The 21867-nt window shown below is 69.2% G+C and carries 17 protein-coding genes and 1 pseudogene; 11 read left to right on the forward strand and 7 right to left on the reverse strand.

Annotation, left to right across the window (positions count from 1 at the left end; genetic code table 11):
* Window positions 1-115: 115 nt before the first annotated feature.
* Complete coding sequence (locus ATJ88_RS03345; RefSeq protein WP_098462607.1) at window positions 116-1465, forward strand: Gfo/Idh/MocA family oxidoreductase; 1350 nt, start codon at window positions 116-118, stop codon at window positions 1463-1465.
* 236 nt (window positions 1466-1701) lie between these two features.
* Complete coding sequence (locus tag ATJ88_RS03350) at window positions 1702-3060, forward strand: Gfo/Idh/MocA family protein (protein WP_098462608.1); 1359 nt, start codon at window positions 1702-1704, stop codon at window positions 3058-3060.
* A gap of 501 nt (window positions 3061-3561) precedes the next feature.
* Here ATJ88_RS03350 and ATJ88_RS18985 read toward each other — a convergent pair.
* From ATJ88_RS18985 to ATJ88_RS18690, 3 genes and pseudogenes are all read right to left on the reverse strand, one after another.
* Window positions 3562-4707 (reverse strand): Gfo/Idh/MocA family protein, encoded by a 1146-nt coding sequence (locus tag ATJ88_RS18985; protein WP_098462609.1) that lies wholly within the window; start codon window positions 4705-4707, stop codon window positions 3562-3564.
* Window positions 4708-4720: 13 nt separating this feature from the next.
* Window positions 4721-5563: a DUF6807 domain-containing protein gene (locus ATJ88_RS18685; protein ID WP_245852592.1), complete on the reverse strand. Its 843-nt coding sequence runs from the start codon at window positions 5561-5563 to the stop codon at window positions 4721-4723.
* A 185-nt stretch (window positions 5564-5748) separates the two neighbouring features.
* Window positions 5749-6684: pseudogene (locus tag ATJ88_RS18690) on the reverse strand (LacI family DNA-binding transcriptional regulator); the annotation flags it as partial.
* 254 nt (window positions 6685-6938) lie between these two features.
* On the opposite strand from ATJ88_RS18690, the gene ATJ88_RS03365 reads away from it, so the two are divergent.
* The 4 genes from ATJ88_RS03365 to ATJ88_RS03380 all read left to right on the forward strand — a co-directional run bounded on the left by ATJ88_RS03365 (window position 6939) and on the right by ATJ88_RS03380 (window position 11979).
* Window positions 6939-7862 (forward strand): carbohydrate ABC transporter permease, encoded by a 924-nt coding sequence (locus tag ATJ88_RS03365; RefSeq protein WP_098462610.1) that lies wholly within the window; start codon window positions 6939-6941, stop codon window positions 7860-7862.
* The gene (locus tag ATJ88_RS03370) at window positions 7855-8811 is read left to right on the forward strand and encodes a carbohydrate ABC transporter permease (RefSeq protein ID WP_098462611.1); all 957 of its coding nucleotides are present in this window, start codon (window positions 7855-7857) and stop codon (window positions 8809-8811) included. Before ATJ88_RS03365 ends, ATJ88_RS03370 begins: the two co-directional genes overlap by 8 nt.
* A gap of 87 nt (window positions 8812-8898) precedes the next feature.
* Window positions 8899-10230, forward strand: a complete 1332-nt coding sequence (locus tag ATJ88_RS03375; RefSeq protein ID WP_098462612.1) for an ABC transporter substrate-binding protein — start codon at window positions 8899-8901, stop codon at window positions 10228-10230.
* Window positions 10231-10383: 153 nt separating this feature from the next.
* Window positions 10384-11979, forward strand: coding sequence for a UxaA family hydrolase (locus ATJ88_RS03380; RefSeq protein ID WP_098462613.1), 1596 nt, complete (start codon window positions 10384-10386; stop codon window positions 11977-11979).
* Window positions 11980-12315: 336 nt separating this feature from the next.
* Here the strand turns inward: ATJ88_RS03380 and ATJ88_RS03385 are convergent, their stop codons facing one another.
* From ATJ88_RS03385 to ATJ88_RS03400, 4 genes are read right to left on the reverse strand one after another with little or no spacing between them, the layout of a single operon-like run.
* Window positions 12316-12942, reverse strand: a complete 627-nt coding sequence (locus ATJ88_RS03385; protein WP_098462614.1) for a recombinase family protein — start codon at window positions 12940-12942, stop codon at window positions 12316-12318.
* Window positions 12943-12944: 2 nt separating this feature from the next.
* On the reverse strand, window positions 12945-13751 hold the full coding sequence (locus ATJ88_RS03390; RefSeq protein ID WP_098462615.1) for an AAA family ATPase: 807 nt from the start codon (window positions 13749-13751) through the stop codon (window positions 12945-12947).
* Between the two features lie 12 nt (window positions 13752-13763).
* On the reverse strand, window positions 13764-15161 hold the full coding sequence (locus tag ATJ88_RS03395) for a Mu transposase C-terminal domain-containing protein (protein WP_098465088.1): 1398 nt from the start codon (window positions 15159-15161) through the stop codon (window positions 13764-13766).
* A 12-nt stretch (window positions 15162-15173) separates the two neighbouring features.
* Entirely contained in the window at window positions 15174-15812 is a 639-nt protein-coding gene (locus ATJ88_RS03400; protein WP_098462616.1) for a recombinase family protein, read from the reverse strand.
* Between the two features lie 538 nt (window positions 15813-16350).
* On the opposite strand from ATJ88_RS03400, the gene ATJ88_RS18025 reads away from it, so the two are divergent.
* From ATJ88_RS18025 to ATJ88_RS03420, 5 genes are all read left to right on the forward strand, one after another.
* Window positions 16351-16905: a hypothetical protein gene (locus tag ATJ88_RS18025; RefSeq protein ID WP_141538601.1), complete on the forward strand. Its 555-nt coding sequence runs from the start codon at window positions 16351-16353 to the stop codon at window positions 16903-16905.
* A gap of 9 nt (window positions 16906-16914) precedes the next feature.
* A complete protein-coding gene (locus ATJ88_RS03405) occupies window positions 16915-17523 on the forward strand; it encodes a hypothetical protein (protein WP_141538602.1) in 609 nt (202 codons plus the stop codon).
* A gap of 751 nt (window positions 17524-18274) precedes the next feature.
* On the forward strand, window positions 18275-18604 hold the full coding sequence (locus ATJ88_RS03410; RefSeq protein ID WP_098462618.1) for a hypothetical protein: 330 nt from the start codon (window positions 18275-18277) through the stop codon (window positions 18602-18604).
* Window positions 18605-18691: 87 nt separating this feature from the next.
* A complete protein-coding gene (locus ATJ88_RS03415; protein WP_098462619.1) occupies window positions 18692-19348 on the forward strand; it encodes an ABC transporter ATP-binding protein in 657 nt (218 codons plus the stop codon).
* On the forward strand, window positions 19345-21723 hold the full coding sequence (locus ATJ88_RS03420; protein ID WP_098462620.1) for a hypothetical protein: 2379 nt from the start codon (window positions 19345-19347) through the stop codon (window positions 21721-21723). The genes ATJ88_RS03415 and ATJ88_RS03420 overlap by 4 nt, the downstream gene beginning before the upstream one ends.
* Window positions 21724-21867 lie beyond the last annotated feature (144 nt).

Genomic DNA, 21867 nt, shown 5'->3' on the forward strand with positions numbered 1-21867 from the left:
CGGCACCTCGGGCTCGACCGCCGGTGGTCGACGGCGGCAGGCTGGCATCGCATCGATTCGGACTCCTCGGGTAGGGTGACGGGAAACCGCTTTCACCGTTGAGGAGTGACCAACGATGCCCTCCGATTCCCCCCGCCTCCGCTACGCCGTCGTCGGAGCCGGCCACCGTGCCGACATGTTCGTGCGCGGCCTGCTCGCGAACCACGCCGACGAGGGCGAGGTCGTCGCGTGGGTCGAGCCGAACCCGGTCCGCGCGGCCGTCCACGAGGCCCGCGTCGCCGACAAGCTGGGCGGGACGCGCCCGGTCTACCACCCGGACGACCTCGAGCAGGCGATCGTCGAGCAGCGGGTCGACCGCGTCGTCGTGACCAGCGTCGACAACACCCACGCCGAGATGGTGTCGCGCGCGATGCGCGCCGGGGTCGACGTCGTCGTCGAGAAGCCCGTCGCCGCCACCGCCGCCGAGGCCCGGCAGATCGTCGACGCCGTCGCCGAGACCGGCCGCGACCTGACGATGACGTTCAACTACCGCTACTCGCCCCGGAACTCGGCGCTGCGCGAGGTCATCGCGTCGGGCGAGATCGGGACCGTGCTGTCCGTCCACTTCGACTGGGCCCTCGACACCGTGCACGGCGCCGACTACTTCCGGCGCTGGCACCGCGAGAAGGTCAACAACGGCGGGCTGCTCGTGCACAAGTCGAGCCACCACTTCGACCTCGTCAACTGGTGGATCGACGACGTCCCGGTCCGGGTGTTCGCGTCCGGCGGGCGCCGGTTCTACGGCGACGACGCCGCGCACGCGCACGGCTACGAGCCGACGGGCGGCGAGATGGCGCTCCGCGCGCAGGGCGTGGACCCCTGGGCGCTGGACGTCGACGGCGACGAGTACCTGGGCTCGCTGTACGGGCCCGAGGCGCGCGCCCACGACGGGTACGTGCGCAACCGGTCGGTGTTCGACGCGGGCATCACGACCGAGGACACCCTCGGCCTGCTGGTGGAGTACGCGGGCGGCGCCGTGCTCACGTACTCGCTGACGGCGTCGGCGCCGTGCGAGGGCTACCGGGTCGTGGTGAACGGGTCGCGGGGTCGTGCCGAGCTGGAGGTCACCGAGCGCGGCTCGGTGGTGTTCGGCAACGGCAGGGCCGTGCTGGACCCGAGCTTCACGGAGGCGTTCGGCGAGGACGACGTGCGGCCGTCGGGGGAGCGGCTGCTGGTGCAGCGGCACTGGGAGCGGGCCGAGGAGCGGCCGATCGTCGCGCTGGGGTCCGGCGGTCACGGCGGCGGTGACGACCTGCTGCTGAGCGACGTGTTCCACGGTCGTGACGAGGCGGACCCGCTGGGTCGCGCGGCCGGCCTGCTGGACGGGCTGCGGGCGTCGGGCGTGGGGTACGCCGGCAACCTGTCGCTGGAGACGGGCGAGCCGGTCCGGCTGGCCGACCTGGGGCTGGGCGTCGACCTGGCCTGACCGTGTGCGGCGACGGCCGGCGTGGTGCCGCACGAGGTGCGGTGGGCGCCGGCCGTCGTGCGTCCGGGGCCGGTGCGCCGAGCGTCCGTCGGGTCGCGGTCGGGGTCCTGTGTTCCAGGCGGGCTGCCGGGTGGTGGCCGCGCGCGGTCTCGCGATGTGGCATCCCCGTTGGCAGGTCCGGGGTGGCGCGCTAGAGTGATGGAAAGCGCTTGCCACCCTCGATCAGGAGCACGACGATGACGTCCGCCACCCTCGACGCCGGCCCGTCGGCCGCCACCTTCCCGGCTGCCCGGACGGACGCCCCGCCGAGACGCGCCCGACGCCGGTACGCCGTCGTCGGCACCGGGCAGCGCGCCCGCACCTACGTGGACGGCATCGGTGAGCACGCCGACGTCGCCGACCTCGTCGCCCTCGTCGACACCAGTCCCACCCGCCTGCGTCACCACGCCGACCGCGTCCGGCTGTCCGGGCGTGCCGAGCCCGCACTGTACGCCGCCGAGGACCTCGACCGGATGCTCGTCGACCTGGCGCCCGACGTCGTCGTCGTCACGTCACCCGACCGCACGCACGCCGCGCACGTCGCCACCGCCCTCGGGCACGGCGCGGACGTCGTCGTCGAGAAGCCGCTGACCATCGACGCGGGCGGCATGTACACGATCGCGGACGCCGTGCGCCGCTCCGAGGGACGGCTCACCGTCGCGCACAACTACCGCTACTCGCCGCGCAACGCCGCGCTGCGCCAGGTCGTCGCGGACGGGCGGCTCGGCGACGTCGTGTCGGTGCACTTCGAGTGGCTGCTCGACGCCGCGCACGGCGCCGACTACTTCCGGCGCTGGCACCGGGACAAGCAGTCGTCCGGCGGGCTGCTCGTCCACAAGGCCAGCCACCACTTCGACCTCGTCAACTGGTGGGTCGGCGACGCCCCCGAGACCGTGTACGCCCGCGGTGGACTCAAGTTCTACGGGCGTCCACAGGACGCCGGCGAGCGGTACGCCCCGGACCTCGCCGCCGACGACGACCTGCGCGCCCTCTACCTCGACGCCGCGCACGAGGACGGCTACCGCCGCGACCAGGACCCGTTCGCGCCCGGCGCCACCATCGAGGACACCCTCAGCGTGCTCGTCGGCTACCGCGACGGCGCGAACCTCACCTACTCCCTCACGGCGCACAGCCCCTGGGAGGGCTACCGGGTCGCGATCAACGGCACCCGCGGCCGCGCCGAGCTCGAGGTCGTCGAACGGTGCCACGCCACCCCCGGGCTTCCCGGCCGCCTGGGGACGGCCCTGGACGACGGCGAGGCATGCTGCCCCACCCGTCCGCGGGGCGCACGCCTCGTCGTCCAGGAGCAGTGGGGCACCACCGAGGAGGTGCGGCTGCCGGCCGAGCACGGTCACCGCACCGGTGACGCCGCCCTCCTGCGGGACCTGCTCCGTGGGCACCTCGACCCGACGTCCGGCGGCCCGGACGCCGACCCGCTCTCCCGCCGCGCCGGCCTCGTCGACGGCCTGCGTGCCGTCGCCGTCGGTGTGGCCGGGAACCGCTCGCTCGCGACCGGCCAGGTGGTCCCGGTCTCGGCCCTCGGCACCCGGCTCTGACCGCGCGCACCAGGGCCGCCCGACGACGGCGGCGAGGCGGCGACGAGACCCGCCGCACCGTCGTCGTGCACCGTCCGCGACGCCCGAGCCCGACGTGCGCCCGGCTGTGCTGACTCACGCGAAGCTGTGCTGACTCGCGCCCGGCTCTGCTGACTGGCGTCGATGTGCGCTGACTGGCGTCGAACTGTGCTGACTCGCGCCCGGCTGTGCTGACTGGCGTCGAACTGTGCTGACTCGCGTCGAACTGTGCTGACTCGCGTGTCGGAGCGCTGACTGGAGTCGATGTGCGCTGACTCGCGTTGGGCCGCGCTGACTGGCGGAAGGTCTCCGACTCGGGACGTGAGGAGAACGGCGAGGTCGGGGGTCGGGGTGTCCGGGCACGGTCGTCAGACCGGAAGTGGAGGGCCCCCTGGGGCCCGTGAACGCGACCGTGCCCGGACACCCCGACCCCCGACCGGACCCACCCGCGCTGACTCGCGCGGCCGTGCGCTGAGTCGCGGGTCAGCGGGCCCAGGGGGTGCCGAGCTCCGTGAAGGTCTGCTGGGTGCGGGCGACCTGCTCGCACCAGTGCTCGACGTCGCGGACGACGGGGCGGCGGTCGTCGCCGTCGCCGAGCCAGGTGACGGCGTCGTCGGGCACGGGGTGCGGGTCGGCGCCGGTGCGGACGGCCTCCATGACGCGCATGAAGGCGCCGGTGTCGCGGACGTCGCAGAGGAGGCGGCGGTCGGGGTCGGCGGACGCGCGGACGTCGAGGAGGTCGTCGAGGAGGGGGGTGCGGCCGTACGTCTTGTCCATGGTGACGCGTTCGGTGCGCAGCACGAGACGGTCGGACTCGTAGAAGAGCTCGATCTCGCCGGCGGTGCCGACGACGAGGACGCGGGCGGCGGAGCGGTCCTGCGCGCAGAGGGTGAGGCCGAACCCGTAGCGGGTGCCGTCGGTGGAGGTGACGCGCACGGCGGAGGTGTCGTCGGCCTCGATGGGGTTGGCGCGGAACAGGTCGGTGTCGACCCAGGCGACGTCGGCGGCCCGGGTGACGCCGCCGACGAGGAGGGTGGTGGCGACGGCGTGGGCGAGGGGGTTGGTGACGACGCCGTCGACGACGTCGCGGCCGTCGAGGCGGCGGCGTCCGGCCCAGGGGGCGCGGGCCCAGTAGCCGGCGGTGCGGACCCAGGTGCCGGCGGCGCCGTACCCGAGGACGTCGCCGATCTCGCCGGCGGCGACGAGGGCGGCGGCGGCGGGGACGGCGTGGGAGCCGAAGGTCTGGAAGCCGACCTGGCAGAGGCGGCCGGTGGTGTCGGCGATGCCGACGAGCTCGGTGTGCTCGGCGAGGGACGCGGTGGTCGGCTTCTCGAGGAGGACGTCCATGCCGGCTTCCATGGCGGCGCGGGCGAGGGGGAGGTGGGTGGGGATGGGGGTGGAGAGGACGACGACGTCGGGGCGGTCGTCGTCGGGGGCGGAGAGGAGGTCGCCGAGGGTGGGGTACCAGGGGGTGCCGGTGCCGTGCGCGGCGTGCCCGGGGCCGGGCTCGCGGGGGTCGACGACGGCGGTGAGGCGGGCGCGGCCGGGGCGGGCGAGGTCGAGGGCGTGCTGGACGTGCTTCTCGCCGTGGCCGTGGATGCCGACGACGGCGATGCGGGCGGGGTTCATCTGCTCTCTCTCGTCAGCGCAGCCGGGCGGCGAGCGCGGCGGCTTCGTCGGCGTCGAGGGCGTGGTCGAGGAGCGCGGCGACGACGCCGGTCTCGACGGTGCCTCCGGCGGGGACGTGCAGGGGGGTGTCCCAGGCGAGGGCGGGGCAGGCGCCGGGGTACTCGTGGGCGCGCAGGAACCAGGGCCGGGTGGGGGTGGGCTGGGTGAGGAGGGTGGTGGTGGTGCGTTCCTCGCCGCGGGCGTCGCGGTGGACCTGGACGAACGCGACCCAGGGGGAGGTGGAGCCGTGGGCGGCGTCCTCGCCCTCGCCGTCGGCGGAGAGCACGCGGGTGTCGGGGGTGAGGGGGAGGCGCCAGAACACGCCGCCGTACCCGGCGCCGGGGCGGCCGTTGGTGGCGGGGGAGCGGAACTCGAGGGGGCCGTGCTCGGCGTGCAGGGTGGAGCGCCATTCGAGGACCCAGCCGTCGTCGAGGAGGCGGGCGCCGACGCGGCGGCGTTCGGCGAGGACGGGGGCGCCGTGCTGGTCGGTCCAGGTGACGGTGTCGTGCAGGACGTGGGGCGCCTTGGGGTCGACGGTGGTGCTGGTGGACGTCTGGCGGCCGTGGTTGGGCAGGAGGGTGGGGCCGACGTCGGTGACGTAGGTGCGTCCGCCCCAGTAGCTGGTGCCGTTGACGTCGGGCACGGCGATGCTGACGCCGTAGTGGTGGCGGTGGTCGACGGGGCCGGCTTCGGTGAGGGGCACGCCGTCGAGGGTGTGCACGGGGTGCAGGTAGGGGCGGGGGGAGTGGATGGTGGGCAGCGCGTCGCCGGGCTCGTAGCGGGACAGGGTGACGCGGTCGCCGGGGCGGCGCAGCACGGGTACGCCGTTCTCGATGCTCCAGGCGGGGGTGTGCGCGGCGGTGTCGGCGGTGTCGGCGGTGTCGGCGACGACGGGTGCGGCGGCGGGTGCGGGTGCCTGGACGGCGGTCGGGGGACGGGGCCGGTGCTGGCCCGGACCTCGAGCCGGACCCCGAAGCGGGTGGTCTCGGCGGCGCCGGTGGCGTTCTCGATCACGGTGTGGAGCTCCCTCCAGGCGTGGCGGCCCAGGTCTTCCTGGGGGACGGCCACGGTGGTCAGGCCCGGGGTGGCGAACCGGGCGAGTTCGATGTCGTCGAAGCCGCACACGGAGATGTCGGCGGGCACGGCGACGCCGGCCTCGTTGAGCGCGGCGAGGAGCCCGAAGGACACGAGGTCGTTGAAGGCGACGGCGGCGGTGACGCGGCTGGCGAGGACGGCGGGGGCGGCGGCGTGCCCGGCGGCGATGTCGGAGCCGGTGGGGACCTCGACGATCTCGAGGTCGGGGTGGGTGGCGCAGCAGTCGGCGAGGCCGCGGCGGCGGGCGACGTCGGACACGGAGGCGGGCGGTCCGGCGAGGTAGGCGATGCGCCGGTGGCCGTGCTGCACGAGGTGCTCGACGACCTGCACGGCGGCGTCGGCGTAGTCGACGACGAGGCTGGGTGCGCCGCGCGCGACCTCGCGGTTGACGACGACGACGGGGGCGACGTCGGGCAGGAGGGCGTCGAGCGCGGCGTCGGGCATGCGCGGGGAGACGAGCACGAGGGCGTCGCAGCGGGCGCGGGCCTCGCGGGCGAGGGCGGCCTCGGCGCCGGGGTCCTCGGCGGAGTCGGCGACGAGGACGCGGTAGCCGTCCTGGCCGGCGGCCGACGAGACGCCGCGCAGGATCTGCTGGAACACCGGGTTGCGCAGGTCGGGGACGACGAGCGCGACCGTCGTGGTGCGGCCGAGCGAGAGGCTGCGGGCGACGTTGCTGGGCCGGTAGTTGAGCTCGATCGCGGCTTCCTGGACGCGGGCGGAGATCGCCGGGTCCACGGTGCTGCGGCCGTTCATCACCCGGGACACCGTCGCGCGGGAGACGCCGGCCGCCTGGGCGACGTCGGCGATCGTCACGGCAGGACGGCGTGTGGTGGTGCCGGGCATCTTTGCCTCCGTCCTCGGTCACGCGTGGATCACGCGTGGATCACGTCCTGATCACGACCGGTGCCGAGTTGGAAACCGGTCTCACTTGCTGAAGGTACACCATAGGAAACCGGTTCCTGCTGTGGTACGTTCCTCGACAGCAACCGGTTTCCCGCCTGGACGGTCAGGACGGGGCTCCGGTCGGACCGTGATCGACGAAGATCTGGAGGGACGACGATGGTGTCCACCACGCCGCCGCACGGGGAGGTGCGGCCATGTCGGTGATCAACGAGGTCGCCAAGACCCGAGGCGCGAGCCGCGAGGTCCAGAAGGGTGACGGCAAGGCCGCGGCGATCTTCCTCGCGCCCTGGTTCGTCGGGCTCGTGCTCATCACGGCCTTCCCCCTCGTCGCCTCGCTCTACCTCTCGTTCACCGACTACAGCCTCCTCGAGGCACCGAGCTGGGTCGGGCTCGAGAACTTCCAGCGCATGTTCGAGGACCCGCGCTGGTGGCAGTCGCTCAAGGTGACGTTCCTGTACGTGGCCGTGTCCGTGCCGCTCCAGCTCGCCGCCGCCCTCGCGCTCGCGCTGCTGCTGGACCGTGGGCTGCGCGGGCTCGCCATCTACCGGTCGGTGTACTACCTGCCGTCGCTGCTCGGCAGCTCCGTCGCCATCGCCTTGCTGTGGCGCCAGGTGTTCGGCGCCGACGGGCTCGTCAACCAGGTGCTCGGCGTGTTCGGCATCCAGGGCTACGGCTGGGTCTCCCACCCCGACTACGCGCTCGGCACCCTGATGATCCTCAACGTGTGGACCTTCGGGGCGCCGATGATCATCTTCCTCGCCGGCCTGCGCCAGATCCCCGCCATGTACTACGAGGCGGCCTCCATCGACGGCGCCGGCAAGGCGCGGCAGTTCTTCAAGATCACCCTGCCGCTGCTGAGCCCCATCATCTTCTTCAACCTGGTGCTCCAGCTCATCGGCGCGTTCCAGTCGTTCACCCAGTCCTACATCGTCTCCAACGGGACGGGCGGACCGGTCGACTCCACGCTCTTCTACACGCTGTACCTCTACCAGAACGGCTTCCGCTCGTTCGACATGGGCTACGCGTCCGCGATGGCGTGGGTCCTGCTCCTCATCGTCGCGGGCATGACCGTCGTCAACTTCCTCGCCTCCAAGTTCTGGGTCTTCTACGATGACTGACACGCCGGTGCGCCCCGACGCACACACCGAGACCACGACCCCCTGGCCGCCCGTGCGGGAACGCCGGACGCTCACCGAGGTCGCCGCCGAGATCCCCGACGCGCCGCGCCAGCGGCGGACCGGACCGCAGCTGCGGCGCCTGCTCAAGCACGCGCTGCTCATCGGGTTCGGCCTGGTGATGCTCTACCCGCTGCTGTGGATGCTGGCCAGCTCGTTCAAGCCGAACGACCTGATCTTCCGCGAGACGGGACTCATCCCCACCGAGATCGACCTGACGAACTACTCCGAGGGCTGGAACGCGCTGCTGCACCCGTTCAGCCACTACCTGTTCAACTCGGCCGTCATCGTGCTCGGCTCCGTGATCGGCAACCTCGTGTCCTGCTCGATGGCGGCCTACGCCTTCGCGCGGCTCAAGTTCCGCGGCCGGCCGATCTGGTTCGCCGTCATGCTCATGTCGATCATGCTGCCGATCCACGTCATCATCGTGCCGCAGTACATCCTGTTCTCCGAGCTGCACTGGATCAACACGTACCTGCCGCTCATCGTGCCGAAGCTGCTCGCCACGGACGCGTTCTTCATCTTCCTCATGGTGCAGTTCTTCCGCGGGCTGCCCAAGGAGCTCGACGAGGCCGCGCGGCTCGACGGCTGCGGGCACGGGCGCATCTTCCTGCAGATCATGCTGCCGCTGTCCCTGCCGGCCCTCGCCACCACCGCGATCTTCACGTTCATCTGGACCTGGAACGACTTCTTCAGCCAGCTGATCTTCCTGACCCGGCCCGACATGTACACGGTGCCCATCGCGCTGCGCACGTTCATCGACGCCACGAGCAACAGCTCCTGGGGTCCCCTGTTCGCGATGTCCATCGTGTCGCTCGTCCCGGTCTTCATCGTCTTCCTCTTCGGCCAGAAGTACCTGGTCAAGGGGATCGCCACCACCGGCATCAAGTAACCGCTCGATACACCTCGACGGTCCCGACGGCGGGACCGCTGCTGGATGACAACGACGACGTTTCGTCACGCACACACAAGGAGAATCATGCGAGCAACGACCACCCGGCGGCGTTCCCGCGCCGCGTTCATCGCCCTCACGGCGGCCGGCGCGCTGGCCCTGGGTGCCTGCTCCGGCAGCTCGGGCGGCCCCGGGTCCGGGAGCACCGAGGAGGCCGGCGACGACGGCGACGGCGTCACCATCCGCTTCGCCTGGTGGGGGTCCGACGACCGCCACCAGACGACCCAGGAGATCATCGACCTGTTCGAGGAGAAGAACCCCGGCATCACGGTCACCCCGGACTACACCGACTGGGGCGGGTACTGGGACAAGCTCGCCACCTCCGTCGCCGGCGGTGACACCCCCGACGTCATCACGCACGAGGAGCGGTACATCTCCGACTACGCCTCCCGCGGCGTGCTCGCCGACCTCGAGACGCTCGACATCGACACCAGCGAGTTCCAGGACCAGGTCGTCGACTCCGGCCGCGTCGACGGCACGCTGTACGGCCTCGCCACCGGCGTCAACGCCTACGCGATCATGGCCGACCCCCAGATCTTCGCGGACGCCGGGGTCGACATGCCCGACGACAAGACCTGGACGTGGGAGGACTTCGTCTCGATCTCCGGCGAGGTGTCGAAGGGCGCCGGCGACGGCGTCTGGGGCACCCAGGACATCGGCTTCAACGAGGCCGGCCTGTCCATCCTCGCCCGCCAGAAGGGTCAGAACCTCTACAACGAGGACGGCTCGCTCGGCGTCGACAAGGAGACCGTCGCGCAGTTCTTCCAGGTCGGTGCCGACCTCGTCGCCAACGGCGGCGCGCCCGACGGCTCCCGCACCACCGAGATCCAGGCCGCCGGCCCCGAGGGGTCGCTCCTCGGCACCAGCACCGGCGCCCAGGGCGCCTGGTGGTCCAACCAGCTCGGCGCCCTCAGCTCGGCGTCCGGCCGCGAGCTCGAGCTCCTGCGGTTCCCCGGCGAGTCCGAGTACGAGCGCACCGGCATGTACTTCAAGCCGGCGATGTTCTACTCCGTCTCCGCCACCACCGAGCACCCCGAGGAGTCGGCCAAGTTCGTCGACTTCCTGCTCAACGACCCCGAGGTCGCCCAGCTCCAGCTCACCGACCGCGGCCTCCCGTCCAACCTGACGGTCCGCGAGTCCATCCTCGACCAGCTCGAGGACGCGGACGCCAAGGTCGCCGACTTCATGACCGAGCTCGAGGCCGAGATCGTGGACGGCCCCCCCGTGCCGCCCAACGGCGCCGGCGACGTCCAGGAGATCATCACCCGCATCAACTCCGAGGTGCTCTTCGGCTCCATGACCCCGGACGAGGCCGCCGACGCGTTCCTCACCGAGGTCGCGGCAGCCACCTCCCAGTGAGCCACCCCGGTACCGAGCTGATCGCTCAGCTCACCTGACCCGTCGGGTGCGGGGACGTCGCACGACGCCCCCGCACCCGGTGGACCGGCCCCGCGCCGGAACCGCCCCGCCGCACGGCGGGGCTCGCTCGTGCCCCCAGGACGGAAAGCCCCGATGACGGACCTGCTCGTGCTCCGGGACGGCGACGACGTCGCCGTCGCCACCCGCGACCTCGCCCCCGGCGACCAGGTCGCCACCCCCGACGGCGTCGTCGTCACCGCCCAGGGCCACGTGCCCCGCGGCCACAAGATCGCCCTCGCCGACGTCGCGGCCGGCGCGCCCGTGCGCAAGTACGGCCAGGTCATCGGGGTCGCGACGACGCACGTCGGCGTCGGGGAGCACGTCCACGGCCACAACCTCGCGTTCGACCCCGGCGAGCGGGACACGCCCCTCGGCGGCGTCCACACCGAGCTCGCCGTCCCCGACGGCCCACGGCCCACCTTCCGCGGCTACCGCCGCGCCGACGGCCGCGTCGGCACCCGCAACTACGTCGCCATCCTCACCAGCGTCAACTGCTCCGCGTCCACCGCCCGGATGATCGCCGACCAGTTCACCGGCGCGGCGCTCGACGCCTACCCGAACGTCGACGGCGTCATCGCGCTCACCCACACCTCCGGCTGCGGCCTCGTCCCCGACTCCGAGGGCGGCCAGATCCTGCTGCGCACCCTGCGCGGGTACGCCGCCCACCCCAACGTCGCCGGGCTCCTCGTGCTCGGCCTCGGCTGCGAGATGGTCCCCGGCGCCGCGCTGTCCGCCCGCAGCGGCTCCGTCACCGACCTCGGCATGCCCGGCATCGGCGCCCCCGACCCCGACGACTCCTCCGCGCTGCTCGCCGCCATCCCCGACGACACCGTCGTGCGCACCATGACCATCCAGGACACCGGCGGCATCCGCGCCACCGTCCGCGCCGGCGTCGACGCCGTCCGCGCCATGCTCCCCGCCGTCGACGCCCGCCGGCGCGAGGAGTGCGACATCTCCGAGCTCGTCCTCGGCCTCAACTGCGGCGGCTCCGACGGCTACTCCGGCATCACCGCCAACCCCGCCCTCGGCTGGGCGTCCGACCGGATCGTCGCCCACGGCGGCACCTCCGTCCTCGCCGAGACGCCCGAGGTGTACGGCGCCGAGCACCTCCTCACCGCCCGCGCCACCCGCCCCGACGTCGCCAAGAAGCTCCTCGACCAGCTCGCCTGGTGGCGCACCTACATGGCCACCAACGGCGGCACCCTCGACAACAACCCCTCGCCCGGCAACAAGGCCGGCGGGCTCACCACCATCCTCGAGAAGTCCCTCGGCGCCGTCGCCAAGGGCGGCCAGGCCGACCTCGCCGCCGTCTACGACTACGCCGAACCCATCACCGACCGCGGCTTCACCTTCATGGACACCCCCGGGTACGACCCCGTCTCCGTCACCGGCATCGTCGCCGGCGGCGCCAACGTCGTCGTGTTCACCACCGGCCGCGGCTCCGTGTTCGGCTGCCGCCCCACCCCGTCGATCAAGGTCGCCACCAACACCCCCATGTACGAGCGCATGAGCGAGGACATGGACCTCGACGCCGGCCGCATCGTCGACGGCGCCGCCACCGTCGAGGAGGTCGGGGCGGAGCTCCTCGCCAAGATCCTCGCCGTCGCGTCCGGCGAGCAGACCGTCAGCGAGGAGCTGGGCATCGGCGCCGAGGAGTTCATCCCGTGGCACCTCGGGGCGGTCACCTGACGTTCGTGCTCGTGCTCGTGCTCTTGCTTGCGGTCGGACGGCTCGGGCGGGGGTGTGCCGCGCACGGTCGCGCTCACGGTCGCTGCGCGACCTGCGCTTCGGGTCTGACGACCGCGCGCGGCACACCCCCGCCCGGGCCTTCGTCGTCGGGTCCCGTCGCGCTCACGGTCGCTGCGCGACCTGTGCTTCCCGTCTGACGACCGCGCGCGGCACACCCCCGCCCGAGCCTTCGTCGTCCGGGACTTCGCGCCCGGGCATCGTCGTGTCGCGTGCGTCTCGCGTGGCAGGGACCTCGGGCTGTGGAGTTGAGCAGTCGATGGCGGTCCTCTGTGATCGCTACGTGGCGTGCCGTCCGCCGCGCGGCGCCTCGGGCGGAGGCGCAACTGCCGGCAGCACCGTGCCCGTGTCCTCGACGACTGGCAGGGCGTGTCGGTTGATGGTGGATCGGGACACTCCCATGTGTTCAGCGACGCTCGTCGTCGTGGCGCCGGGCTCAGTGAGAAGGCGTCGGGCTTGCTCGATCTGTTCGGGTGTCAGGACTCGCGGCCGGCCGAGCTGGACGCCTCGGGCTCGGGCGTCATTCAGTCCGCTGATGGTGTCCTCAGCGAGGAGGGTTCGCTCGAGGTCGTCAGCGATTCCTACGGCGTGGAAGAAGATCCGGCCGTCGGGTGTGGTGGTGTCGATGGCGTCGGTCAGGCTGATCAGGTCCGCGCCGCGCTCCCGGATCGTGGTGGCGATCAGCGCGAGGTGGTGCAGGCTGCGGGCGAGGCGGTCCAGGCGGAGCACGATCAGGGCGTCGCCGTGGCGTAGCTGTAGCAGCAGGTCGTCCAGGAGCGGCTGCCGGGACTGCGTGCCAAGTTCACGTTCTTCCCAGATTCGTTCAGCTCCGGCGCCGTGGAGTGCCTGGAGTTGCGCGGTCAGGTCGGGGCCCTGGTGGCTGGGGCGGGCGTATCCGAGCCGCATCGTCAGTTTCCGATGACCAGGATGCTCGCGGCGGCTTCGACGACGTCGTCGGTGATGGATTGCAGCTGGTTGATCTTCAGCACGCGGGAGATCTGGGGGAAGAGTCGTTCCAGGAGGCGGAAGTTGCCGCGGGTGATGCGTTCGATCGTCGCGATGGCCTGGGCGTCGGTGAAGTCTTCGGGGTCGAGGCTCAGGCCCAGTTGTTTCCAGTACCGTCCGAGGACGAACAGCAGCTCCTCGCGACCGAGGGTCCGGTATTGGTGGGAGAACCCGAGTCGGGAGTACAGCTGCGGGTAGTGTGCGAACCTTTTGTCGATGCCGGGCATCCCGATGAAGAGGATCGGGACCTGTTGGCGGTCGTGGAGGTCGCGGAGGATCTCCAGGATCGTGGGGGTCAAGCGCTCGGCCTCGTCGATGATCAGCAGCTCGGTCCACCGGCGCAGGTCGCTCGTGCCCCCTTTGCCGGTCCCGCTGCCGGCGGCGCGGCGGTGTTCGTCGACGCAGACGCCGAGCCTGGTGCGCAGCAGGTCGATGTCCCGCATGATCTCGCGGTGCCGGGGCATGACCTCGGGGGTGTAGAAGACGGTGCGCGTGCGGTTCGCGGCGGCGTAGTACTTAAGGTCGTCGTCGGTGCGGCGCCCCCACTCGGTGATGAAGGGGCCGAGGGTGTTCCAGTGGGCGTAGCGGCGTGCTGACTGGGTCTTGCCGACTCCGGCGTCGCCATGGCAGATCCCGATCGTGGCTTCCTTGCGCACGGCGGTGGCGAACTCGCAGAAGCGGCGGTGTTCCTTGGTGGCGATGAAGCCCATCAGTCTGCCCCGTCATTCGGTTTCGTAGGTGCGCAGCTTGACCCGGCGCGACGGCACTTGGCGGGTGCTGGGCTCCTCGCGCATGGTCGCGACGGGGATCCGGTCGTTGATCTGGCGACGCAGGTCGCGGCGGCGAGCTCGCCGGGCGGTCTCGATCTCGCGCAGGCTGAGGCGCTGGTTGGGGTGCTGCTCGTCGATGGCGACGCACACGAACTCGTCGCGGTCGTAGACCCGGATCTCCGAGACGTCGCGCGGGTCGTACCGGATCGTGACGGGCCGCCCGACGTACGGGGCCAGAGTTGTGGACATGTATCGCAGGCCCTGGAAGTGGATGCCGTCGCGTTGCACGGTGCGGTGCTTGGGCACGGTCAGCAGCAGACCGTCGAGCTCGGTGAGGGACTCGGGCATGCGCGGTAGCCATCCCTCGCCTACCCACGCCTGTTTCGGGCTGGCTCCGATCTCGGGGTGGGGCCGTTCGTTGTACCGGCCGACGAACGCTCCGATCTCCTGGTCCAGGGCCGGCAGGCCCAGGGTGGGCGTCGGCGTGCGTGCGCCCGGCGCGAGGTGGCCGGGCAGGGTGGCCAGCAGTTCGGTGTTGACCGTGCCGAAGAAGCGTTCGACCTTCCCGCGCCCCTGCGGGCGGGCGATGTGAGAGAAGACAAGCCGCATCTTCAGCCCGAGGGCGGTGTACTCCAGGTGCCGGCTGGTGAAGTCCGACCCGTGATCGACGTGCAGGACGTCCGGGATCCCGCACATCGCCCAGGCGGGTTCGGACTTGCGCCAGATCGCCTGCCGCAGCACCAGCGCCGTGTTGATCGCCGACGGCGGCCCGGTGAAGACCATGTACCCGCACACCGCGCGGGAGTAGTCGTCGATCACGGTGGTCAGCCACGGGCGCTGAGGCTTCCCGTCGGCGCCGAGGATCAGGATGTCGAGCTCGGTGTGGTCAGCCTGCCAGGTTGCGTTCGGCCGGGCGGCGCGGAACCGGTAGACCAGCTCGTGCTTGTCCCGGTAGGACTCCGGCCCTTCCAGGGCGAGAGTCACCAGTGCCGGGTCCAGGGCCCCAACGATGTTCCGCACGGTCGCGTACGACGGCGCGGAAACTCCCTGCCGCTCGGCCTCGGCGATCGCCTGGCGGTGCAGTGTTGCGATCGCCGGACGCGGGCAGGTCAGGGCCAGACGTTCGACGAAGGACACGATCTCGGCCCGTGTGCGCCGCACACCCGCGTCTCGGCGCCGACGGGGCGCCAGCCCAGCGACTCCTTCCGCTTGGTAGGCGTGGTGCCAGCGCTGAAGCGTCCGTAGCCCCACCCCCGAGGAGTCGGCCAGCACGGTCAGCGGGATCCCGTCCTCGACGTGCAGGCGCAGCACCCGCCACCGATCGAGCGCGTCTACCTCATGCACCGTCATCACCACACGCCCTCACACGGCGTCGGGGAGAGGCTCGGCAAGCGACTCGGTGGGCGCCTTGATGGACGTGTCGGTCTGAGTCGCTGCTTGATGGCGGTAGAGCGTCGCCCTCGACCACCCGACCAGCCTCGCAGCGTCGGCCGCGGTACGGCCGGCCGCGCGGGCCTCGGCGACGATCCGCAGCTTCTCCGCCACTTCAACCCGGTCGAGGGGCGGGCGGCCGAACCGGGTGCCAGCGTTCCTGGCCGCAGCGATCCCGGCGTTGACCCGCTCGGTGATCAGCTCGCGCTCGTACTCCGCCAGCGACCCCAGCAACCCGAGCAGCAACCTGCCCGTGGAGGTGGTCGGGTCGATCCCGTCCTGCAGCGACTTCACCCCGATACCCCGGGCTGCGAGGTCGTCGACCGTGGCCAGCACGTCCAGCAGCGATCGCCCGAGCCGATCAATCCGCCACACCACTACAGTGTCGCCGTCGTGTGCGTACTCCAGCAGCCGAGCCATGCCTGGCCGTGACGGGGCCGCCTTGGCCCCGGAGGTGACATCGCCGAAGACGTCCCGGGCCTCGACCCCGGCGCCGAGCAGCGCATCAATCTGCAGTCGCGGGCCCTGCTCGGCAGTCGAGACCCGCGTGTACCCCAAGAGACGACCCATGACCGGATTGTCTCACCAACCGTCAGTCGCACCTCTGTGAGACGCCCCGAGGGTGAGACGACTTTCCGAGACGGCACCGACTGGCGCGGTTCTGCGGATCCCCAACGCCTCCGCCCACCGACCGCCACCGTCTCAGAAACCTACAGCTTTACGAGACAGGTTCCCGGGCACCTATACGAGGCTGCCCGGCCACCACGAGGTCGACGACACCGCGCGCATCTCCGCACAGTAGGTCACAGATTGATAACGACTTCAAGAGTGCGGAAAGATCCCCTGGCCTGCCGGCAATCAACAGTATGCAGGGACGCAGCAACACACCACAGAAGGGACGCACAGCGGCACACGCCAAGGTGCCGGATCGGAAGCGCCGACTCTCCACACCTCGACACGACCCAACGAGACGTGGAAAGCTAATCGGCGATTTTCGTGCGGGTAATTGCCGCACACGGATCATGGGAGAAAGGCCGACCCCGCTAGACACGGGCACAGATCGCTGCTTGAACATGGCTCACCGAGTTCAAACAACAAGGAGGTTGGCTTGCTCACCAAACTGAAGACCAGACTTGCCGCGCTTGCCGCATTTGCGATCGTTGCCGCTGGGGGCCTCGTGGTTGGGGCAAGCGCCCCGGCCGAAGCCACCTACTATTCCGGCGGCGTGGGTACAAATCAATTCTCCGTGCAGATCACTGGTGTGAACAGCACATGGAACGGCTACCTCAAGAACGGCATCACAAAATGGAGCGCCACCTACAGCGAGACTGGGACGTCGATCGCCAACTCTTCGAACTCACCACGAAAAATGACCGCCTCAAACTACAACACGACCTGGCTGGGCCTGTACACACCATCGGGAACGCGCTCAAACCGCTCTTTCACGATCAAGGCAAATGCGTCTCGGATCAATGATATGACAGGGGGGACTTTTGCGCGGTGGGCGAAGTTCACCTCCACGCACGAGCTTGGACATGCACTCTCTCTTGCAGACAACCCCAACACGACCAGGGCATCGGTCATGAAGTATCGCGCGGCAAGCTCGGATCCGGGCAGTACGCCGTACTCCTACGACCGCGACGAAGTCGTCCGTATCTACTGAGGAGTGGCAATGAAGAAGCACAAATTGCACCCGAGCGCCCTTGGTGCAGCGGTATTGCTTGCCGCGTCGATGTCGGCATGTGCATCAGGGGCCGAAAGTGAAGATGTGGTCTATCACCCCACCTACGCGGAGTATGCCAGCATCACCGAACTGGAGGAGTCCTCGGACCTCGTCATTGCGGGGACTCCAGTGTCGAGCGAGGTGCGGAAGATTGACGTGTCGGCCGAGCCGCCGGTCTCGAGCGATCCAGAACTTGACCCGAACTCCGGCGACGTCGAGGGAGATGAGCTTTCTAGCACGTTTGTCTATACGGTCTATGAGGTCGTAGTAGACGATGTCATCGCGGGGAAGCCTTCAGGCGACACGATCGAAGTCGGGTTTCTCGGCGGATCAATGGACGGAGTGATCTACAGGGAGCAGGGCGGCACCGATCCGCTCTCGCTCGAAGTGCCTATCGCGCTCTATCTCGTCGATTTCGACGGAGCCGCTCCCTACCAGCCTGTAAACAGCAGCCAAGCAGTCTACGTCGAGACGTCGCCGGGTAAATTCGAGTCCGTAGCGCTGGACAACTCGATTGAGAAGGATGTCGTCACATTCCTCGAATCTGAGGTTGGATAGGTGACGCGACCTCCCCGACTCCCGGCCACGGGGAGGTTCTGGACTCTTCACAGACGAAGGTGTAGCCGGGCTGTGTAAAGTCTCAGGACTTCGTTGACAGACACGACCTGAGATATGAAACTCCGAGCCCGGCTACACCCTCGTCTGTGAAGAGCCGCCAATGATCTCGACCCCAGAGCCGGTTTAGCGATTGACCGCCAGTCAGCGGTTCCAGGCCTGCCGCCAACCAGCGATAGTGGAGGCGGCAAGCTCGCGCCGGTGTCCGATCACAAGAAGCCGCCACCGAGCGATCAACTCCACACGTCTGCTCGAGGCCTCGAGCAGACGCGAGGCGCCGAGGAGGGAAGCCGAACCTCGAGGCAGGTGCGCGCTGCTCAGTCGCTACCGGCTCAGTCGCTACCGGACTGAATGTAACGAGTCGATAACGATCGCCGTGGATGGCGTAGTGGAAGTGCGACTGCCGGCAACTACCCCTATATACGGGCGGCGTGCGGGCGTCTTAACCGTCCGTCTACCGCTGGTTGGCGCGGCGTCGCGCAACTTCGACTGAAATGGAGGGCAGAGGCGACAAGGAGATGAACACAATTCAATACAGGGCAAACGCTGGTCCGACCGCATGGCAGGCGATCGGTGTGCCTTTGTGTGGCCCGAACACGGATTCGCAACGCGCCGGCCCGGATTGCATCCCTCCTGACTCTTGGTAACTTCGGCGGTGCACGATGGAAGATCCGATCCAACGAAGGGTACTGGCATGGACATCGCGCGATCCAGCAGGAAGGTCATCGGCCTGACCTTCGCGGCCGCCTTGGCCGCCGGAGGGCTCGTCGTCGCGTCAGACGACGCCTGGGCGGTCTCGAACTGCTCGGCGTACAAGCAGGACCACCCGTCGGATTCGAGCGCCCGCGTGGTGGCCTACAGCACCAACCTCGACGCCAACAAGAAGGCGCGCGGCGAGCTCGTGCGCTCAGCGTTCGTCCCGAACGCGTACACGTCGTGGTTCACCGACGACTCTGGCAAGAGGTACTACTCGCCCTACAGGAGCTTCGCGGTCGACACCGCGTGCGAGATCGCGAACGTCTGACGCGGTCGGACGTTGAGCAACCTGAGCACAGCACCGGGCGGGGACCGTGTCGCTTCTGGCAGGTCCCCGCTCGTTGTCTGCACGAAGATGACGGTCAGTGTGGGGTCCGGAGGGACGCGCACGACTCCGTTGCGTGGACTCGACCTAGAAGTTGGCACGGGCGAGGTTGTCGCAGTTCGTGGTCCAAGCGGCAGCGGTAAGTCGACCTTGCTGGGAGTGCTGTCCGGAGATCTTGAGCCAGACTCCGGGCAGGTGACAGTTGGGGGCGCGTCGCCGCCAGAGGCCCGACGTGATCCCGGTGTTGGATTTGTCTATCAGGATTTCCGGCTTGTGGAGTTCCTTACTGCGCTCGAAAATGTCGCGATGGCACTAGAAATATTGGGGCATCGCTCAACCGAAGCGGTAGAACGCTCACGCGCCGAGCTTTCCCTGCTGGGCGTCGAAGATATTGCGGACAGGCTCCCTGGCGAAATGTCCGGTGGCCAGCAGCAGAGGGTCGCCATCGCTCGAACGGTAGCGTGCGAACCGGCCCTAATCTTGGCAGATGAGCCGACGGCGGCCTTAGACCGAACTACTGCGGGGCATGTCGTAGACACCTTCCTCGAGGCTGCCCGACGGCATGGATCAGCAGTTGTGCTGGCGACACACGATCCGTTGGTCTCTGCGGTTGCAGAGACCGTCTTGGATCTCCAAGATGGTCACCTTGTCAACGACCTCGTTGCAATGCATGGAAGCGGCCGATGACGGAGCAGGGCGCTCAACGTAAGATCGGGCGCCGGTTGATGACGCGCCAGTTCAGCGTCTTCGCGCTACTCGCCGCGAGCATTGCGCTATGCGTCGGTGTCGTAGTCCTGCTCGATGGGATGCGCGCATCGGGCGCACGGGCGGAGGAGCAGAGCACATCTGCGATGAACGCCGGGTACGACTACACGCTTCAGGTCAGCCACCCCGACGGCATCGAAGCGCTGACCAAGGCTCCGATCCCGCGGCTGACGACCACCATCGGCGAGATCGCCACTCAGGATTCGCTGGGCAGCGTCACAATCGTGGCCAGCACCGAAGCAGAAGTCGTTGAGACCTACGGCTTGGACGTTCGTGGTAGCGAAGCCCGCGGCACGGCTGCGGTGGCCGTGTCCGAGGCCGTGGCGCGCGACTATGAGGCCTCGATAGGGGACACGGTCGAGGTCAGCACGGACGGCTGGTCGACGACGGCCGAAGTGGGTCGCGTTTTCGTGATCCCGTCCGAACCTGACGCTCGATTCGTGATCGTCGCGGCTCCCGTCGAGGCTGGCCCGACAGGCTCGACTCGATGGTTGCTGAACGATGTAGATTTCTCCGATCCGGAACTCAATGAGTCGCTCGATCAGTTGGGCTCCGAGTACTTCGAAGTTCGATCCTCGACCGGTCTCGCCCAGGAGAAGGTCGATGTCCTAGAATCCGGACGCTTCATGGCGTTGACGTTTGTCGGTCCGGCTGGCTTGCTGGTCGCGACCGCAGCATGGGTCGCTGTGCTGATTCTGGTGCGTCCTCGGTTGACCCGGCACATTACCGCGTTCACCGCGCTCGGCCTGACGGCGAGTCAGGCGATGAGCGTCGTGCGGCGGGCCTGCGCCACCACAGCTGTGCTAGGCGTCCTCGCCGGCGCCACTATCGGTCAACTCGGCCTCCTACTTCTCTATCGAACGCTAGGCCGAGTGGTCGACCAGGCGTGGCAGGTCGGCGCGGTCAGTCTGCTGCGTACCTCGCTGTTCCTTGTCGCAACGGTGTTGGCGATTCTTGTTGCGACTGAACTCACGATCCGCAATCACACACGGTTCGCAGCTCAGCGGAGAGTCCCGAATCGACGCCAGCGTCTGAGATCTGCAGCAGTTGCGGCATCAGTGGGTCTCGTGAGCTGGGTGGCAGGCGTCACCGATGTGATCAACCCGTACTACGCGGCAGTCATCGTCGGTCTCGCCACCGTGGTGGCTGCCTCCGGTGCGTCCCTGCTCATCAGCGACGCAGTCGCTAGGCGTGGTCCGAGCAACCTCCTCGTGGGAGCCAAGCGGGCATCGGCATCGGGATGGATCATCGGTCTTGTCGTCGGAGTGATCACCCTGTCAGGGACACTCCTGTCGGGCATGGTCAACAATGCGCTCCACACCGAACAAAAGGCCTACATTCCCGACCAGCCGCCGATGTCCATCGTCGCCTATGAGGTCGGCGACGAGACATCCCGCCTCGTCACCTCCGCGTGGCGCAGCGCCACACCTCAGCAACCGAGTGAGCCGTGGGGTCTACCGATCGCCCGGGCAGGAGCAAACGACCGACTCTTCGCCTCTAGCCCAGAGTTCGTCGAATGCGCCAAAGGCCAAGGTGGAATCAACAATGACGCGCGCTGCCCAGTGCCCGAGCGCATCACCGTAAACCCCACCGATGTCGCTCTCGGCGACGCGCCTCGAGGGGGCGTGCTGGCCGATCCAGATCTCATCGTAGACGGCAATGTCGGACTCCTGCGAACCACCAGTGACGGGCAGGTAGTCGGCAGCTGGATCGTCCCGGCCCAAGGAATGCAATCCTTGGGGAACTTTCTACCCGGTGTCGTCGTCGACCCGGAATCAAAGATCGCGGCAGATCTCGACATCGCGCCCGTCGGCAATAAGCAGATTGTTCTGGACGGCTCTGCGCTCGCCGAGGACGAGTTGACCCGCATCGGCGCCTCCATTGCAGGTTCGACACCAGCCACGCGCGTGGTGGTAGAGACAGGGTATGACGATGGCGGACTGACAGAGTTCATGGCGTTCGTCTCCCTCGGGGCAGCACTCCTGGTCGGCGTCATGGTCGTCGTTCTAGGTGCCGGGTTGATCCGATCGAGCCAACCGTTCTGCACGTTGGTCGACTCGTTAGGAGCCACGCGGTCCACTCGCTGGCGCGTCGCGTCCGCGATGCTCGTCGAACCGTTCGTCGTGCTCCTTGCTGTTCCGGTTGGGATCGCCGTGGCGATGCCACTGTGGGACTCCGCACCTGTCGACTGGGCTAGCCCTGTGACCCCGCTTCCGATCATCGTCGGTGCTGCAGGCTTGTTCTGGGTACTGGTGCACCTGGCCCTTGGCCCGAGTAGAAACGCTCAAAGGCGTTGAGGCGTCAGGCTGAACCCCCGTGCCGAACAAGGGGGCGGTCGTCCGAGCACTCGAGCGGTTGGCGGGGCTACTAGCCGCCAACTAGTGATCGAAAGAGCGCGCCGTCCTACGATCAAAGTCACACCTCGGGCGACGGGGCGCGGT

The organism is Isoptericola jiangsuensis, from assembly GCF_002563715.1.
Taxonomy (GTDB): Bacteria; Actinomycetota; Actinomycetes; order Actinomycetales; family Cellulomonadaceae; genus Isoptericola; species Isoptericola jiangsuensis.

What these genes read in the sequence shown, in the direction of transcription:
- ATJ88_RS03345 (WP_098462607.1), top strand. Translation starts at nt 116, where the DNA reads ATGCCCTCCGATTCCCCCCGCCTCCGCTACGCCGTCGTCGGAGCCGGC.
- ATJ88_RS03350 (WP_098462608.1), top strand. Translation starts at nt 1,702, where the DNA reads ATGACGTCCGCCACCCTCGACGCCGGCCCGTCGGCCGCCACCTTCCCG.
- ATJ88_RS18985 (WP_098462609.1), bottom strand. Translation starts at nt 4,707, where the DNA reads ATGAACCCCGCCCGCATCGCCGTCGTCGGCATCCACGGCCACGGCGAG.
- ATJ88_RS03365 (WP_098462610.1), top strand. Translation starts at nt 6,939, where the DNA reads ATGTCGGTGATCAACGAGGTCGCCAAGACCCGAGGCGCGAGCCGCGAG.
- ATJ88_RS03370 (WP_098462611.1), top strand. Translation starts at nt 7,855, where the DNA reads ATGACTGACACGCCGGTGCGCCCCGACGCACACACCGAGACCACGACC.
- ATJ88_RS03375 (WP_098462612.1), top strand. Translation starts at nt 8,899, where the DNA reads ATGCGAGCAACGACCACCCGGCGGCGTTCCCGCGCCGCGTTCATCGCC.
- ATJ88_RS03380 (WP_098462613.1), top strand. Translation starts at nt 10,384, where the DNA reads ATGACGGACCTGCTCGTGCTCCGGGACGGCGACGACGTCGCCGTCGCC.
- ATJ88_RS03385 (WP_098462614.1), bottom strand. Translation starts at nt 12,942, where the DNA reads ATGCGGCTCGGATACGCCCGCCCCAGCCACCAGGGCCCCGACCTGACC.
- ATJ88_RS03390 (WP_098462615.1), bottom strand. Translation starts at nt 13,751, where the DNA reads ATGGGCTTCATCGCCACCAAGGAACACCGCCGCTTCTGCGAGTTCGCC.
- ATJ88_RS03395 (WP_098465088.1), bottom strand. Translation starts at nt 15,161, where the DNA reads ATGACGGTGCATGAGGTAGACGCGCTCGATCGGTGGCGGGTGCTGCGC.
- ATJ88_RS03400 (WP_098462616.1), bottom strand. Translation starts at nt 15,812, where the DNA reads ATGGGTCGTCTCTTGGGGTACACGCGGGTCTCGACTGCCGAGCAGGGC.
- ATJ88_RS03405 (WP_141538602.1), top strand. Translation starts at nt 16,915, where the DNA reads ATGAAGAAGCACAAATTGCACCCGAGCGCCCTTGGTGCAGCGGTATTG.
- ATJ88_RS03410 (WP_098462618.1), top strand. Translation starts at nt 18,275, where the DNA reads ATGGACATCGCGCGATCCAGCAGGAAGGTCATCGGCCTGACCTTCGCG.
- ATJ88_RS03415 (WP_098462619.1), top strand. Translation starts at nt 18,692, where the DNA reads ATGACGGTCAGTGTGGGGTCCGGAGGGACGCGCACGACTCCGTTGCGT.
- ATJ88_RS03420 (WP_098462620.1), top strand. Translation starts at nt 19,345, where the DNA reads ATGACGGAGCAGGGCGCTCAACGTAAGATCGGGCGCCGGTTGATGACG.